General features: G+C 71.7%; 19 protein-coding genes. 10 read left to right on the forward strand and 9 right to left on the reverse strand.

Annotated features, from left to right (window positions below):
- Positions 1 to 29 precede the first annotated feature (29 nt).
- Positions 30 to 1,766, reverse strand: a complete 1,737-nt coding sequence (locus OOK34_RS08890; protein ID WP_267033313.1) for a hypothetical protein — start codon at positions 1,764 to 1,766, stop codon at positions 30 to 32.
- Between the two features lie 338 nt (positions 1,767 to 2,104).
- Here OOK34_RS08890 and OOK34_RS08895 point away from each other — a divergent pair, with 338 nt between their 5' ends.
- The gene (locus tag OOK34_RS08895; protein WP_267033314.1) at positions 2,105 to 2,965 is read left to right on the forward strand and encodes an LLM class F420-dependent oxidoreductase; all 861 of its coding nucleotides are present in this window, start codon (positions 2,105 to 2,107) and stop codon (positions 2,963 to 2,965) included.
- Positions 2,966 to 3,101: 136 nt separating this feature from the next.
- A complete protein-coding gene (locus OOK34_RS08900) occupies positions 3,102 to 3,578 on the forward strand; it encodes a hypothetical protein (protein WP_267033315.1) in 477 nt (158 codons plus the stop codon).
- Positions 3,579 to 3,642: 64 nt separating this feature from the next.
- Here the strand turns inward: OOK34_RS08900 and OOK34_RS08905 are convergent, their stop codons facing one another.
- Positions 3,643 to 4,896 (reverse strand): DUF4241 domain-containing protein, encoded by a 1,254-nt coding sequence (locus tag OOK34_RS08905; RefSeq protein ID WP_267033316.1) that lies wholly within the window; start codon positions 4,894 to 4,896, stop codon positions 3,643 to 3,645.
- A gap of 21 nt (positions 4,897 to 4,917) precedes the next feature.
- Positions 4,918 to 5,397 carry an ATP-binding protein gene (locus OOK34_RS08910; protein ID WP_267033317.1) on the reverse strand — a complete coding sequence of 160 codons (480 nt, stop codon included), beginning with the start codon at positions 5,395 to 5,397 and terminating at the stop codon, positions 4,918 to 4,920.
- A 128-nt stretch (positions 5,398 to 5,525) separates the two neighbouring features.
- Here OOK34_RS08910 and OOK34_RS08915 point away from each other — a divergent pair, with 128 nt between their 5' ends.
- Together OOK34_RS08915 and OOK34_RS08920 are read left to right on the forward strand one after the other, a co-directional pair.
- Positions 5,526 to 6,365, forward strand: coding sequence for a helix-turn-helix transcriptional regulator (locus OOK34_RS08915; RefSeq protein WP_267033318.1), 840 nt, complete (start codon positions 5,526 to 5,528; stop codon positions 6,363 to 6,365).
- Positions 6,362 to 6,604, forward strand: coding sequence for a DUF397 domain-containing protein (locus tag OOK34_RS08920; RefSeq protein WP_267033319.1), 243 nt, complete (start codon positions 6,362 to 6,364; stop codon positions 6,602 to 6,604). Before OOK34_RS08915 ends, OOK34_RS08920 begins: the two co-directional genes overlap by 4 nt.
- Here the strand turns inward: OOK34_RS08920 and OOK34_RS08925 are convergent.
- The 3 genes from OOK34_RS08925 to OOK34_RS08935 are packed head-to-tail and all read right to left on the reverse strand — an operon-like array spanning position 6,601 to position 8,785.
- Positions 6,601 to 6,939: a hypothetical protein gene (locus OOK34_RS08925; protein ID WP_267033320.1), complete on the reverse strand. Its 339-nt coding sequence runs from the start codon at positions 6,937 to 6,939 to the stop codon at positions 6,601 to 6,603. The two genes, OOK34_RS08920 and OOK34_RS08925, sit on opposite strands and share 4 nt — an antisense overlap.
- A gap of 53 nt (positions 6,940 to 6,992) precedes the next feature.
- Positions 6,993 to 8,075, reverse strand: a complete 1,083-nt coding sequence (locus tag OOK34_RS08930; protein ID WP_267033321.1) for a serine hydrolase — start codon at positions 8,073 to 8,075, stop codon at positions 6,993 to 6,995.
- 41 nt (positions 8,076 to 8,116) lie between these two features.
- Positions 8,117 to 8,785 (reverse strand): DUF4097 family beta strand repeat-containing protein, encoded by a 669-nt coding sequence (locus OOK34_RS08935; RefSeq protein WP_267033322.1) that lies wholly within the window; start codon positions 8,783 to 8,785, stop codon positions 8,117 to 8,119.
- A gap of 241 nt (positions 8,786 to 9,026) precedes the next feature.
- On the opposite strand from OOK34_RS08935, the gene OOK34_RS08940 reads away from it, so the two are divergent.
- The 3 genes from OOK34_RS08940 (at position 9,027) to OOK34_RS08950 (ending at position 10,935) form a co-directional block, all read left to right on the forward strand.
- Complete coding sequence (locus OOK34_RS08940) at positions 9,027 to 9,404, forward strand: VOC family protein (RefSeq protein ID WP_267033323.1); 378 nt, start codon at positions 9,027 to 9,029, stop codon at positions 9,402 to 9,404.
- A 233-nt stretch (positions 9,405 to 9,637) separates the two neighbouring features.
- A complete protein-coding gene (locus OOK34_RS08945; protein ID WP_267033324.1) occupies positions 9,638 to 9,814 on the forward strand; it encodes a hypothetical protein in 177 nt (58 codons plus the stop codon).
- Positions 9,815 to 9,903: 89 nt separating this feature from the next.
- Entirely contained in the window at positions 9,904 to 10,935 is a 1,032-nt protein-coding gene (locus OOK34_RS08950; protein WP_267033325.1) for an aldo/keto reductase, read from the forward strand.
- A gap of 73 nt (positions 10,936 to 11,008) precedes the next feature.
- Here OOK34_RS08950 and OOK34_RS08955 read toward each other — a convergent pair whose 3' ends face one another.
- Positions 11,009 to 11,665 carry a hypothetical protein gene (locus OOK34_RS08955; protein ID WP_267033326.1) on the reverse strand — a complete coding sequence of 219 codons (657 nt, stop codon included), beginning with the start codon at positions 11,663 to 11,665 and terminating at the stop codon, positions 11,009 to 11,011.
- Positions 11,666 to 11,798: 133 nt separating this feature from the next.
- On the opposite strand from OOK34_RS08955, the gene OOK34_RS08960 reads away from it, so the two are divergent.
- The gene (locus OOK34_RS08960; protein WP_267033327.1) at positions 11,799 to 12,197 is read left to right on the forward strand and encodes a VOC family protein; all 399 of its coding nucleotides are present in this window, start codon (positions 11,799 to 11,801) and stop codon (positions 12,195 to 12,197) included.
- Here the strand turns inward: OOK34_RS08960 and OOK34_RS08965 are convergent.
- Positions 12,161 to 12,580, reverse strand: a complete 420-nt coding sequence (locus OOK34_RS08965; protein WP_267033328.1) for a helix-turn-helix domain-containing protein — start codon at positions 12,578 to 12,580, stop codon at positions 12,161 to 12,163. The genes OOK34_RS08960 and OOK34_RS08965 overlap by 37 nt on opposite strands.
- A gap of 59 nt (positions 12,581 to 12,639) precedes the next feature.
- On the opposite strand from OOK34_RS08965, the gene OOK34_RS08970 reads away from it, so the two are divergent.
- Together OOK34_RS08970 and OOK34_RS08975 are read left to right on the forward strand one after the other, a co-directional pair.
- Entirely contained in the window at positions 12,640 to 13,272 is a 633-nt protein-coding gene (locus OOK34_RS08970) for an NAD(P)-dependent oxidoreductase (RefSeq protein WP_267033329.1), read from the forward strand.
- A complete protein-coding gene (locus OOK34_RS08975) occupies positions 13,269 to 13,709 on the forward strand; it encodes a nitroreductase family deazaflavin-dependent oxidoreductase (RefSeq protein ID WP_267033330.1) in 441 nt (146 codons plus the stop codon). Before OOK34_RS08970 ends, OOK34_RS08975 begins: the two co-directional genes overlap by 4 nt.
- Before the next feature lie 19 nt (positions 13,710 to 13,728).
- Here OOK34_RS08975 and OOK34_RS08980 read toward each other — a convergent pair whose 3' ends face one another.
- Positions 13,729 to 14,022 carry a hypothetical protein gene (locus OOK34_RS08980; RefSeq protein ID WP_267033331.1) on the reverse strand — a complete coding sequence of 98 codons (294 nt, stop codon included), beginning with the start codon at positions 14,020 to 14,022 and terminating at the stop codon, positions 13,729 to 13,731.
- Positions 14,023 to 14,117: the final 95 nt, after the last annotated feature.

The following is a 14,117-nucleotide window of genomic DNA, read 5'->3' on the forward strand; positions in this document are numbered from 1 at the left end:
GGTGGCGGGTCGGACGGCGGCGGGCGGGGTCAGCGGCGGCCGACGATGCGGCCGAGCGTGGCGAGGGTGACCGTGCCGCCCTTCTTGGCCGCCGAGCCCACCGCCCCCCAGTTCCCGATGGAGTTGCCGCACTCCGCGGTGAGGCCGGCCCCGGTGGCGACGTCCCCGGCCGTGCCCTGGTCGCTGCCCGTCGTCAGCTCGAGGACGTCGGGAACCTGCGTGGCGAGGGTGATCGAGCCCTGCATCACCTTCCCGGCGATCTTGCCCGCGTTCGTACTGGCCCCCAGCGCCTTCGCGCCGCGCGCGCCGACGTACGTGAAGACCTTCGAGGCCTCGGAGGCACCCTTTCCGGCGACCTCCGCCAGGAAGGTCCGCCCGGCGGCCCGGGAGGCGACCTTGAGGCTGCCGACCGCGCGCATCGAGGTCGTGCCCGCCTTCAGCCCCTTGGCGGCCGCCCCGATGCCGGGGAGCAGCCCGAGCGCGTCGGTGGCGAGCCCGGCGATCGTGGCCGCGTCCCAGTCGCCCTTGATCGCCGCGTCGACCAGGTGCGCCCCGAAGGAGGCCGCCCCGGCGGCCAGCGAGATGGGCCCGCAGATGGGGGTGAGGATGGGGATCATGGCCAGCACGCCCGAGACGGCGGAGATCACGCCCAGGACGTCCCCGAGGAAGCCCCAGAACCCGCCGCCCTGCTCCTTGGCGGCCTCGGCCGCCGCCTTGGCCTTCAGGTACTCGAACTGCTGGCCCCCGGCGTCGATGACCTTCATCATCTCGCGGTTGGTCAGCAGCGCCTGGAGCTGGTACTCGGCCTGGACCGCCAGACAGTGGTCGACCAGGTCGCGCAGTTCCGGGTCGGCGATGCGCTGGGCGTCGTAGGCGACGTCCATCAGCCGCCACATGGTGGTGGTGAAGCTGTAGCCGCCGCCGGAGAGGGAGCCCGGCGGGATCGGCCGGGCCACCACCGGGTCCGTGAAGTCGATCAGGGCGTCGGCCCTGCCGGCACGGTGGAAGCGGGAAGCGCCGCCGCGCAGGGTCTGCCGGAGGTGCTCGGCGATGGCCGTGTCCTCCGCGGACGCGGTGTCCTTCCCGTGGCTTCCGGTGAGGAAGAGCTGGAGGGCCTGGCCCACGGCCGCCTCGGCGCCCATCCCGCCCATCTGGCCGCCCGCCTCCCAGCACAGCGCGATCAGCTCGGCGAGCCGGGCCCGCCCCTCGGCCGGGAACGCGGGGCCGTTCCCCGAGCGCCAGAAGCCGTCCGCGAAGGGCAGCACCCCGTCGCCGACGCCGGAAGGGCCGTCGAAGGACCAGTCGATGATCCGGCGGGCGGCATTGACGTTGAGCGAGTGCGTGTACTCGCCGACGCGCCCGGCGCGCCGCCCGGCCTCCGCCTGGAGGCGCACCGCTCCTTCGTAATCTCCGTCCTCCTCCAGGGCGTTCAGCTTCTCGTAGAACCCGTCCCGCGTGCCGGAGCCGGCCCCTTCCAGGGCGTCCTTCTCGACGAGGGTGCGCACGTCGCCGTCGAGCCGGTCCATCGCGCTGACGATGCGGCGCTCCATGGAGAGCCAGGACTTGATGATCAGTTCGATCCGGTAGCGGTCCTCGGCGGTCCCGGAGGCCGGGTCCCAGCCCCAGATCTGGCGCGCGCTGGCCTCGTCCCGGGTGTACATGTTGAGCTTCGAGATGAGGGCGCCGACGATCTGGTCGCCCGTGCTGATGTCGTATCCGAGGTGCGGCATGGGGTTCCTGCCGTTGCCCGAGGCAATCGTGTACAAGGTCTCCATCGAAAACCCTTCACCGGTGGATGACGCCCCTCACCGGGCGGACCCCGGGCGGGCCCCTGCATCCTGAAAGCAGGCACGCACCCGGACAAGATCGGTCACCCGCACACACGTACGCACCTGGCCGAATCGCCGACGGCCGCGAACACCCGTTCCTCGTACGGGCCCGCCTGCGACCGCGTGTACGACTGTGCGCGACGTACGGATTCGACCGAAAGCCCTGTCACACGTTCGGGGAACTCACGAACGCGGCCCGGCCGGCACACGCCCTGCCGCCCGCGCCGGGAACGCCGTACCTTGGCCCTCCCGACGACTCGGAGGTGCCCTCGCCCATGCGGATCGCCACCACCATCTTCCTCACCGACCGCACCGTCTCCCCCACCCGTCTCGCCCGCTCCCTCGAGGAGCGCGGCTTCTCCGGCCTCTACCTCCCCGAGCACACCCACATCCCCGTCAGCCGGGACACCGGCGCCCCCATGGGCGGCGAACTCCCCGAGCAGTACGGGCGCACGCTCGACCCCTTCGTGGCCCTCGGCCAGGCCGCCGCCGTCACCGAACGCCTCCACCTCGGCACCGGCATCACCCTGGTCGCCCAGCACGACCCCATCGGCCTCGCCAAGCAGATCGCGACCCTGGACCACCTCAGCGGCGGCCGCCTCACCCTGGGCATCGGCTACGGCTGGAACGTCGAGGAGGCCGCCGACCACGGCGTCGACTGGCCCACCCGGCGCGAACGGGTCCGGGACCACATGGCCCTGATGCGCGCCCTGTGGGCCCCGGAGCCGACCGCGTACGAGGGCCCGTACGCCTCCGTGCGCGCCAGCGCGGCCTACCCCAAGCCGGTCCGGCCCCCGCGCGAACTCGGCCCCGGGCAGCCGCTGTACGGCCCCCGCACCCTGATCGGCGGCGCGGCCGGCCCGAAGCTGTTCGCCGCCATCGCCGACCACTCCGACGGATGGCTCCCCATCGGCGGACGCGGCCTGACCGAATCCATGCCGGTGCTGCGCCAGGCCTGGGAGGACGCGGGACGCGACCCCAAGACCCTCCAGGTGATCCCGTACGCCGTCCAGCCGACGCCCGGCAAGCTCGGGCACTACGCCGAGCTGGGCATCGAGGAGGTCGTCCTCCAGCTCCCCTCGGCCGGGGAGGCGGAAGTGCTGCGCAGCCTGGACGAGTTCGCCCAGTACCTGTGACCCCTCTGACACCTCTGAACAGCCGGCTCACGGAACCGGATTCCCCCACTGGCGCGTGTCTGGGGGTGAGGCCGCCTGCCCGGACGGCTGGTAGCTTGGCCCGTCTTTCGATCACCGCTTTCCTGGGGGACCTCCCGTGCACAGCAACCTGCGTAACGTCCTCGTCGCCGCCACCGGCGTCGCGGCCGCGCTCACCCTGACCGCCTGCGGCAGCGACAGCACCCCGGCCGCCGACAAGAAGCCGACCATCGGCGCGCCCGCCCCGACGACCCCGCCCACCTCCGCGCCCACCTCCGCCGGGAGCGCGGCCGGCGCGGGCACCCTCGACGGCGGCTGGATCGCCATGGCGACCCCGGGCAAGGGCGTGGTGCTCACCGTCAAGGGCCAGAAGGCGTTCGTGGTCGAGGCCGCCACCGGCCTGACCTGCGAGGGCACCACCAACGGCTCGACCCTCGACCTGAAGTGCCCGGCGGGCGCGACCCGTTCGAAGGGCAAGGTCGACTCCGTCGACGCCACCACCCTGAAGGTCACCTGGGAAGGCGCCGGCACCGACACCTTCCAGAAGAGCGAGCCGGGCAAGCTCCCCTCGCTCCCGGCGCTGCCCAAGTCGTAGCGCCGACCGGCCCGCCCGCCCGCCCGGCACCCGCCGTGCCGGGCGGGCGGGCCGCCGCGCACCGTCAGATCAGCTCGGGCATCCCCTCCACCAGCACCACGACGCCGACCACCTCGCCCGCCGCGGACCGGCCCACCCACACGGGGTAGGTGCCGTCGCCGGTGGTCGCGAAGGCCATCAGCTCGGCGCCGGAGGCCTCGTCCCGGGTGCGCAGCATGTACATGGAGTCGCTGATGGTCTCGCCGGCGTCCGGGTCGCCCTGGACCAGCGCCCTCTCGTAGAGCTCGCGGAGCGGCTCCCAGGCCCCGGCATCCGCGAAGCAGCCGGTGGCGCCGTCGGTGTCGAAGCCGAAGATCTCGTTCTCGATGCACAGCCGCGGGTCGTCGCCCGGCCTGCGGGCCATCTCCCAGGCGGCGGCGGGGGTCTCGCTGACGAGCAGGCGGACGGCGGTGGTGTCCGTAGCGGCGACCCGGCGGCCCCGCCACTCGCAGTCGTACTCGTAGCTGACCTGCGCCTCCTCGAGTACGTACTCCCCCGGCGGGACGGGGACCGTGATGTGCGGCCCGTCGCCACGGTCGATGTCCGGCCCGGAGACGGCCAGCAGCCCGCCGGGCACGCGCAGGGTCCCGGTCCGGCGGGGCTCCACGACGGTCATCTCGGGGTGGTAGCCGTCGGTCACCCGCACCCCGGGCCGGAACAGCTCGCTGATCGGCCCGGGCTGCGCGATCCGCGGCGGACGCCAGCAGGTGGCGGGGGCGTCTCCCTCTGCGACCCCAGGTTCGGCCTCGGCCACCTCGAAGACCGGCGCCCCCGTGAGCCCCTGCGCCTGGGCCGACAGCAGCGGCCACTCCCCGAACGCGGGCCGGACCATCCACCGCTCGTCCTCACGGACCTTGGGCACGGTGGCGTACGAGCCCCCGACGTCGCCCCGGCGCTCCTCCGTCCGCCGGCCCCTCCCGTCCGGGAAGAGCTCCACGGTGACCCGCGGGCACTCCTTGTCGAACTCCGCCATCTCCGGGCCGGTGTACTGCCAGCCGACGCTGTACCGGCGCAGCAGCCGCCCCGGATCGTCCAGGAGCCGCATGTCCAGGTCGTAGATGCGGCGGCCCTGGGCGTCGTAGACCCACAGGCCGACGTAGTGGTCCCGCCAGGAGACGAGCCGGACCTCCAGCGGCGCCTCCCGCCCCGCCGTCCGGTACACCACGACGTACGGCAGCCCGGCGGCATCCCGCTCCCGGGCCTCCCCGGCGGATATCGGCCGCCAGGGCGCGCGGGCCTCCACGTCCCACGCCTGCGCGTACCCCACCTCGACGACCATTGCCGCTCCCTGTTCCGTGCCTCAGCCCTGATGCTGACCAGCAAGGTAGCCGCCACCTCTGACAGCGGCCCGCCGGGGTGCCAGCTCCGCCCAGACGGTCTTGCCGATGATCCGGTCCATGACCCCCCAGTCGGCCGCGAGCGCGTCCACGATCCGCAGCCCGTAGCCCGACTCCGCCTGGTACGCCTGCGGCTGCACGGCGGGGCGCCGGTCCCGGCGCGGGTCGGACACCTCCAGGCGCAGCAGGCCGCCGCCGTCCAGCAGGGTCATGCGCAGCTCGAAGTCCCGCCCGATGACCCGGCCGTGGGTGACGGCGTTGGAGGCGAGCTCCGCGACGAGCAGCCCGGCGTCCTCCGATAGCGGCGTGCCCTCGGGGACACCCCAGTCGTGCAGCGAGACGAGCGCCAACTGCCGGGCGAGGCGGGCCCCGCGGGGGGTGCAGCTGAAACGCTGAGTGAACACGCGTACGAGGGCCTGGGAGCGGCCGGAGGGTGCGGTCATGAGGAGAAACTCCCGTGTGCGGTGGGGAGTTCCAAGCAAAGGCACTACTACTGTTCAACTGTAGTAGTCCACGCTCTGGACAGGAGCCGTCACCGACCGTGAGCATGATGACTCGGGAGGTGACCGTGATGACGGCTGGCGAGAACAGCAACGGTGACAACCAGGTGGAACCCGATGCCGACCTGCGGAACTTCGGCGATACGGTCAAGGCTTGCCGCAAACGCGCCGGCCTGACGCAGGAGCAGTTCCGGCCGCTGGTCGGCTACTCGGTGCAATACGTCGCCTCGGTGGAGCAGGGCCGCCGGCATCCGTCCACGAAGTTCGTGAACAAGGCGGACGAGGTCCTGGACTCCTTCGGGGTCATCAAGATCGCGGCGAAACAGCTGGCGCGCAGGCGCGGACTCGCCTCGTGGTTCCGGCGGTGGGCGGAGCTGGAGGAGGAGGCGGTGGCGCTCAATACGTACGAGTGCCGGGTGGTGCCGGGGCTGCTCCAGACGGAGGCCTACGCGCGGACCCTGATCCAGAACGTGCCGCCCATGCCCACGGCCCAGGAGGCGGAGGACCGGATAGCGCGACGTCTGGAGCGGCAGAAGCTGCTCGCCCGCACCCCGTACGCCTCCTTCAGCTTCATCATCGAACAGGCGGTGATCGAGCGGCAGACGGGCGGTCCGGAGGTGACGCGCGAGCTGATCGACCACCTACTGGAGTCCGCCCGGCTCCCCAATGTGGACGTGCAGATCATGCCGACCGCCAGCCCGGAACACTCCGGGACCGACGGCCCCTTCCGACTCCTCGAATCCCATGAGAACGAGTGGTTCGGATACAGCGAAGGCCAGCAGACCGGCCGGGTCATCTCCGACCCGAAAGACATCAGCCTCCTCCACCAGCGGTATGCCAAACTTCGCATCCAGGCCCTCAATCCTGCGGACAGCGCGGGCCTGTTGATGCGATTGCGAGGATCCCTGTGAACAGCTCCCAGCTCCGGTGGCACAAGAGCAGCTACAGCGGTAGCGAAGGCGACAGCTGCGTCGAGGTCGCCCTCTCCTGGCACAAGTCCACCTACAGCGGCAGCCAGGGCGACGACTGCGTCGAGGTCGCCGCCTGCGCCGACACCGTCCACATCCGGGACTCGAAGCTCACGGCCAGCCCTGAGCTCGCGGTCAGCCCCACCACCTGGACCGCGTTCCTCGGTGGCGTCACCGCCTAGGGCGGTGGAATCGGTCCCGGCGCCGCCACGCCCGGGGCCGGACGCCAGAAGCGCCCGTCAGGCAGGGCCTGACGGGCGCCGAGGAAGTAGTCGGCATCGCGCTGGAACCGGACACCCGGCACGGCGCTGCGTACGTGTGCCCAGATGCTCGGGGCGACGCGGTACTCGCCGGACACCATCCAGGGGTCATCACCCAGCACGAAGAGGTGCCTGATCTTCAGGTACTGGTCCCGCGAGAGGGACACGGACTCGACTATCTCTTCGTCCGCGTCACCGAAACCGGTCAGATCCCAGACGAGGTTGTACCCGTCGGCGAATGGATAGTCGCTGCTCACCCGCCTCAAGCTAGGCGGCGCCCACGGCCAGCCGCACCTGCTTTTACGGGCACTCAGGCGCCGAACACCTCGCCGATGAGCACGCTCTGGACCTTCCCGAAGGCTTCCGCCGCCGCCATGAGGTCGAGCTGGGCGTCGCCGGTGGTGAGCGAGGCGGTGAGGGTCGTCCTGCCGTCGGGCGAGCTGAACATCAGGGCGCCCCAGCCCCAGAAGCCGCCGTTGTGGGTGTAGAGCGTGCCGTGCTCGGTCTCCTGGACGAACAGGCCGAGGCCGTAGCCGTACTTGGGGTGCGGGGTGCGCATTTCGGCGAGCAGCGGGGCGGGCAGGAGCCTGCCGCCCATCAGGGCGGAGAAGAAGGTGTGCAGGTCCCGGGTGGTGGAGATCATGTCGCCGGCGGCGGAGATCCAGGAGGGGTTGGCCCGGGTGACGTCGACGGTCTTCCACTGCTCGGCGTCCTGGTAGGTGTAGTAGCCGTGGGCGTGCGGCTCGGGAATCTCCGGCGAGGCGTCCGGGACCAGGGTGCCCGTCAGGCCCAGCGGGGTCAGGATGCGCTCCTGCATCTCCTCGGCGAACGGGCGGCCGGCGACCTTCTCGACCAGGAGCCTGGCGAGCACGTAGTTGGTGTTGGAGTAGCTCCAGTCCGTTCCCGGCTCGAAACGTGCCGGCTTGGACAGGGCGAGGCGTACGAGTCCCTCGGGCCGGTAGGTGTGGAAGAGGTTGTCCACCCACTCCTGGCCCTGCCAGGCGATGCCCGGGGCGGTCGTCCCGTCCTCGTAGTACTCCCCGGTGTAGTTGAAGAGGCCGCTGGTGTGCTGGAGCAGCATGCGGACCGTGATCCGCCGGTCCAGCCCGTACTCGGGGAGGTGGTCGTCGGCGGGGTCGTCCAGGGCGATCCGGCCGTCCGCGACCAGCTGGAGGACGAGGGTCGCGGTGAAGGTCTTGGTGTTGCTGCCGATCCGGAAGTGCCCGTCGGCCTGCGGTACGGCGCTCTCGCCGAGCTCGCGTATCCCGGCGGCGCCGGTCCACTCGCCCCGCTGGTCGTTCACTCGCACCAGCACCCCGGCCCAGCTGCCGGATGCGGCGATCTCCTCGAGGGCCTTCTGCAGTTCCGGACGGTCGTTCGGCGTGACGGACATGGTGGTGTGCTCCTTCGGATCGGCTATGGCGGGAGGGGGATTCAGGCACTGAGGGCGGTGATGTCGCCGTAAGAAGTAGTCGCCTGGATCTTCAGGGCGGCGTTGGCACCGTCGGCGTTCTGGAGGGCGTTGTGGATGCGGCCGTAGGAGGTGCCGGCGTCGAGGGAGGCGGAGACGCCGCGGGCGGCGCCGACGGAGATGTTGCCGTGCTCGGTGCGCAGGTCGAGGGTGCCGCCCGCGGCCTCGGCGATGGCCAGGTCGCCCTTCTGGGTGCGGATCTCGGCGGAGCCGCCCAGGCGTCCGACCGTAATGTCACCGGCGGCGAGGGTGAGGCGGGCGCTCGCGGTCTCGTCGAGCTTGACGGTGCCGTGGGCGCTCTCGAGGGTGACGTCGCCCAGGCGCCCGACGCCGCGGAACTCGGCGCTGGCCGTCCTGGCCTCGATGTGGGAGCCGGCGGGCAGCTGGACGGTGACCTCGATGGCGCCGGTGGCGCCGAGGATCTGGTTCTTGGAGGGGGTGTTGATCCGCAGGATGCCGTCGCGGTAGTCGACGGTGGTCTGCTCGGCGGCCTTCACGTCGCGGCTCTTGGAGGCGTTCGCGGGCAGGACCTCGACCGTGGTGTCGGTCCGGTCGGCGGCGATGAAGCGGATGTTCCCGGCGGGGATGTCGAGGACGGTGGCGATCGCGGCGGGGGTCTCGAACTTCTGCATTGTCTCGTTCCTTCGGCTCACTGCGTTTCTGACAAGAGAAACGCTACGTCGCGTTCAAGGATCGAGCAACAACTTCGTTGCGCAGTCCACCCATCCTCGCAGGTCAGACCCACAACATCGTTGCAGCGTTTCCAAATCTAACGCAACGACAGCCACCCGCCCGTTGCAACAGATGGGAATTGAACGCTACGCCGGGCGAACTCGGTGGACAGCGGACAGGGGGTGATCGATAGTGCGGGCCATGACTTCTCTGGTGCGACACGTGACCATCGACTGCTCCGACCCCTACGCCCTGGCGCAGTTCTGGGCCGGCGCCCTCGACGGCAAGCTCGCCGACGACGACTTCCCCGGCGACCCCGAGGCGCAGGTCAACTCAGCCGGAACCGCCCTGCTGTTCATCAAGGCGCCCGAGGGCAAGACGGTGAAGAACCGAGTGCACCTGGACCTCCAGCCGCAGGACCGGACACGCGATGCGGAGGTGCAACGCCTGCTGGACCTGGGCGCCACCGTGGTGGGCGATCACCGCACGGACGACGGCACGGGATGGGTCACCATGGCCGATCCCGAGGGGAACGAGTTCTGCGTGGAGCGCAGCGCCGCCGAGCGACGCGCGGGGTGAACGGGCCGGTCCCGCCATTCGGCGTACGAGCGCTGGCCGGGCCCATGGGGGGTGGTCCAACGTGTGGGTGCAGGCGATGACGCCTGAATCCCACCGAAAGGAACGCGATCCCCCTGCGTGCCACCTGGACGACCGCCGCGCTGACCGCCGCCCTCAGCCTCGCCACGATCACCACCACGTCCGTCGCCCACGCTGCCGAGACCGGCCCGGCGACCAGCGTCCGAACGACCACCGTGGACGAGGCCACCAGGAACCTCGAGGCACTCAGCCCCCTCAGGGAAGCCGTCCCGGCCGCCCCGTCGCCCCTGGACCCGGGGGACCTGCAGAAGCTACTCGCCGCACTCCAGGACGCCGTGAAGGCCGTACTGGGCCAGCTGCCCGCCCCTCCGCCCCCGCCGGTCACCGGCTGACACCGGCGCGGAAGGTGCGGCGCTTGCGTTGAAGTGCACTCCAACGCATAGCGTCGCACCCACAACCTGCGGCGTAATGGGGGGAAATCATGCGGTACACACTGTTCGGCAGGACCGGTCTGCGCGTGAGCGAGCTCAGCCTCGGCACCATGACCTTCGCGGACCAGGAGACCAGCGCCCGAATAGTCGCCGCCTACGCGGACGCGGGCGGCAACTTCATCGACACGGCGAACATCTACACCAACGGCAGTTCGGAGCGGATCCTCGGCGAACTGCTCGACGGGCGGCGCGACGAGTTCGTACTGGCCACCAAGTACACCTGCGCGACCCGCGAAGGCGACGTCAACGCGGCGGGCAACCACCGGAAGAACCTGGTGCGGTCGGTGGAGGACAGCCTGAAGCGACTGCGCACCGATCACCTCGACATCCTCTGGGTGCACGCCCGCGACAACTTCACCCCGGTGGACGAGGTGATGCGCGCGCTGGACGACCTCGTACGAACCGGCAAAGCGCTCTACATAGGCGTCTCGGACTGGCCCGCCTGGGAGATCGCGCAGGCGGGCACCCTCGCCGAGCTGCGCGGCTGGTCCACCTTCGCCGGCTCGCAGCTGCGCTACAACCTGCTGGAGCGGACGCCGGAGCGCGAACTCCTCCCCCAGGCCCGGGCGTTCGACCTCGCCGTACTGGCCTGGGCCCCGCTGGCGGCCGGGAAGCTCACCGGCAAGTACCGCCGGGGCGAGGGAGGCCGGCTGGACGCCTGGGGCGTCAAGCCGTCCCCGCAGGAGGAGGAGGTCATCTCCGTCGTCCTGGAGATCGCCGAACAGGGCGGCTGGACCCCCGCCCAGGTGGCCCTGGCCTGGCTCCTCGGCCGCCCCGGCAACGTCGTTCCGATCATCGCGGCCACGAAGGAGAGCCAGCTCGCCGACAACCTCGGCTGCCTCGACGTCCGCCTCGACGCCGAAGCCGTCGCCCGCCTGGACAAGGTGAGCGCCGTACCGCTCGGCTTCCCGCACGACTTCGTACGCGAACCGTCCGTCATCAAGACCATCTACGGCGACCGCTGGCACGACATCGACGACCGCCGCACCACCTACCGCCGCACGACCACGGACGTCCGCTAACGCTCGGGCGCGGGCCGAGGCAGGGCCCTGAACGCTCTCCGCCTCACCCTGGTCAGGCGGGTTTCTCTCGCGGTCAGGCCCGGGTGGCGGTGTGGATGGTCGCGCTGCCCGAGGCATTGACGTGGCGGATGGTGAGGGTGTTCTTCGCGTACCCGACCGAAAGTCGCTCGCCGTCACCGGTGCCGCCCTTCTCCGGAGGCTGCCAGGGCAGGGTCAGGTCGAAGCCGTCACCCACCTTGCCGGGTACGTCGTGGGCGGAGGCTGCACCCTTGGCGCCCTGCTTGGGGCCCTCGTTGACCTGCATCATCAGACGGTCGCGGCGGAAGACGAAGCCTCCCTTCCAGGTGCCGGCCCCGCCATCCCACTCGATGGTCCACCTCCCGTTCGCCTCCTCCTGGCCCTGCACGGTCGCCCTGCCTTGAAGGGTCTGGCCGCCGGGCATGGTGGTCCGAATGCTCCAGGTGCCCGTGAGGAAGGCCTCCACGGAACGCTCGATCACACCCTGCCCGCCAGGGGATTTCGAAGGTGCGGACAAGGTGGGGGGAGCGGAGCCGGAGACGGCTGCCGAGGGCGTGTCGGCCGGGGGCGGGGCGGCGGAAGCCTGTGCCGACGGCCTGTCCTTGCCCGTACAGGCCGCCAGGAACGCCGCGCCGGCCCCGATCGCGAGGTAGCGCAGCGCGGTACGCCGGCCGACGATCCTGGCGGCCGTACGTACGGTGCGTATGGTCATCTCATCCCCCGTGGAGCACAGTTGGAAATCCGGGGCGAGTCTACGTAGGGCCCGCGCCGGGGGCAGTCGCCCCACCTGACACATCCCGTCCCCCGGCCAACTCCCCGCGGGCCGGGCCCCGTACCCTCCCCGCATGATCGATGCACACACCCACATCCGTGTCGCCCGGCCCTCGCGCGACCTCGAGGCCGCCGAGCGGTTCTACGTCGACGGGCTCGGGCTCGACGTCCTCTGGCGGACCTCCGGGCACGTTCCCGGGGAGCACGACCTCATCATGGTCGGACCGGCCGGTGGCGGGTGGCACTTCGAGCTGACCAACGACCCCGACAACCCGCTCGACCCCACCCCCACCGTGGACGACCTCTTCGTCGTCTACCTCGGGAAGACCCCCGACGAAGCCCTCGTGGACCGGCTCGAAGGCTGCGGCGGGACCCGCGTGGCCTCCCACAACCCGTACTGGGACGAGTACGGCGTCACCGTCGCCGACCCCGACGGCTACCGGCTCGTGCTCTGCTCCCGCACCTGGGGCTGAGTCCCGGGCCGCCCCGCCAGCCCCTCCTCCCGGGCGTCGATCAGCTCGTCCCAGTGCTCCCGCGTCCACGCGCAGGCCGCGTCCAGCGGGCCCAGCAGGCCGCGGCCGAGCGGGGTCAGGGCGTACTCCACCCGGCGCTCGGGGGTCTCGTACTCCTCCCGTACGACGAAGCCGTCGCGCTCCAGCCCGCGCAGGGACTGCGTCAGGGACTTGGAGGTGATCCCGCGCAGCGGGACCTTGAGCTCCGAGAAGCGGCGCGGACCGCCCTCGAGGCAGCGCAGGATCAGCGCGGCCCACTTGTCGCCGACGCGGAACGGCACCAGCGTCGAGGGGCAGACGGGGTCGAACATCTCGGGGTCCAGGAGCGGCGGCGGCTGCGTCATGATCGCCACCGTAGGCCGGTATCCGATCGGTAACCACCCCCTTTCTTACGCTCGCTGCCATGACGAACGAGATCAGCGGTACCGACAACGCCACCACCACCCGAGTCATCGTCTTCGGCGCCACCGGCCGCGTCGGCCGGGCCGTGGTCGACGGGGCGCGGGCGCGCGGGGTGGAGGTGACGGCGGTGGGGCGGGCCGACGGGGAGGTGACCTCGGCGGCGGACGTGGCCCGGCTCGCGGCGGGTCACGACGCGGCGGTGGTCGCGGTGTACGACGCCCAGGCGGCGCCCGGGGAGTTCTTCCCGGCCATGGCGCGGGCCCTGGCGGCGGGCCTGCCGCAGGCGGGGGTGCGGCGGCTGGTGTCGGTCGGGCTGGCCTCCGTACTGCCCACCGCGGACGGGATCCCGCTGATGGACACCCCCGGCTACCCCCAGGAGTGGCGGGAGTTCTACGTCGGCCACGGCGCCGGCACCGATGCCCTGCGGGCGGCCGCGCCGGAGGCCCTGGACTGGGCGGTGCTCTCCCCGGCCGGGGACTTCGACCACGAGGGAACACCGGCCGGCGGCGGCTACGCCTTCGCCCCTGCGGACGCCGCCGCCCGCATCACCCCCGCGGACTTCGCCGGAGCCCTCCTCGACGAGGCCACGGCCCCGACCCTGCACGGCACGCACACAGGAGTGACAACGGCATGACGACGACCACAGCAGCCACCGAAACCGCCACGGACAGCCCCAACCCCTGGGTCGCCGACCACATCCGCCGCTTCGAGGAGACCGCCGGGCGGCCGCGCCCCGGGATCACGGACCTGTTGCTGACCACGCGGGGCCGCCGCTCGGGCCTGCTGCGCCGGACGGCGCTGGCGTACGTACGCGACGGGGATGCGTACGTACTCACGGCGTCGAACGCGGGCGCCGACCGGCACCCCGCGTGGTACCTGAACCTGGCCGCCGACCCGGCCGTCACCCTCCAGGTCGGCGCCGACACCTTCCCGGCGCTCGCCCGTCGCGCGAGCCCGGAGGAGGCGGAGCGGCTGTGGCCGGTGGTGGTGGCCGCGATGCCCTCGTACGCGGCCTACCGCGAGGCGACGGACCGGGAGATCCCGCTGGTCCTGCTCACCCCTGCCAACTAACGGCGTGCTCAGCGCACCCTCACTTCACCTTCGGCGCGTCGGGCACCCCGGCGTCCAGGGCGCTGCCGGCGCCGGCGAGGGAGGAGTTGGTGGACTGTGTCGCGCTGCCGGCGGCGGCGCCCGTCACGGCGACGGCGGTCTTGGCGTCCTTGACGGCCTGGCCGGGGTGGTCGGCGATGTCGACGACGCGCTTGACGACGGGCTGCCCTTCGATGGTGGGCCCGTCGGCCGCGTGCGCGGCGAGGGGGGTGAGTGCGAGTGCGGCCCCGCCGGTGAGGGCCAGGGCGGAGAGGGTGCGCTTCATTGCCTTCATGCCCCGCCCAACGATCCCCCCGCGCCCCGGGTCACCCCCCAAACGCCCGCGGCCCCGGATCGGAGGATCGATCCGGGGCCGCGGGCGATGACACA

Origin of the sequence: Streptomyces sp. NBC_00091, from assembly GCF_026343185.1 — a bacterium.
Classification (GTDB): domain Bacteria; phylum Actinomycetota; class Actinomycetes; order Streptomycetales; family Streptomycetaceae; genus Streptomyces.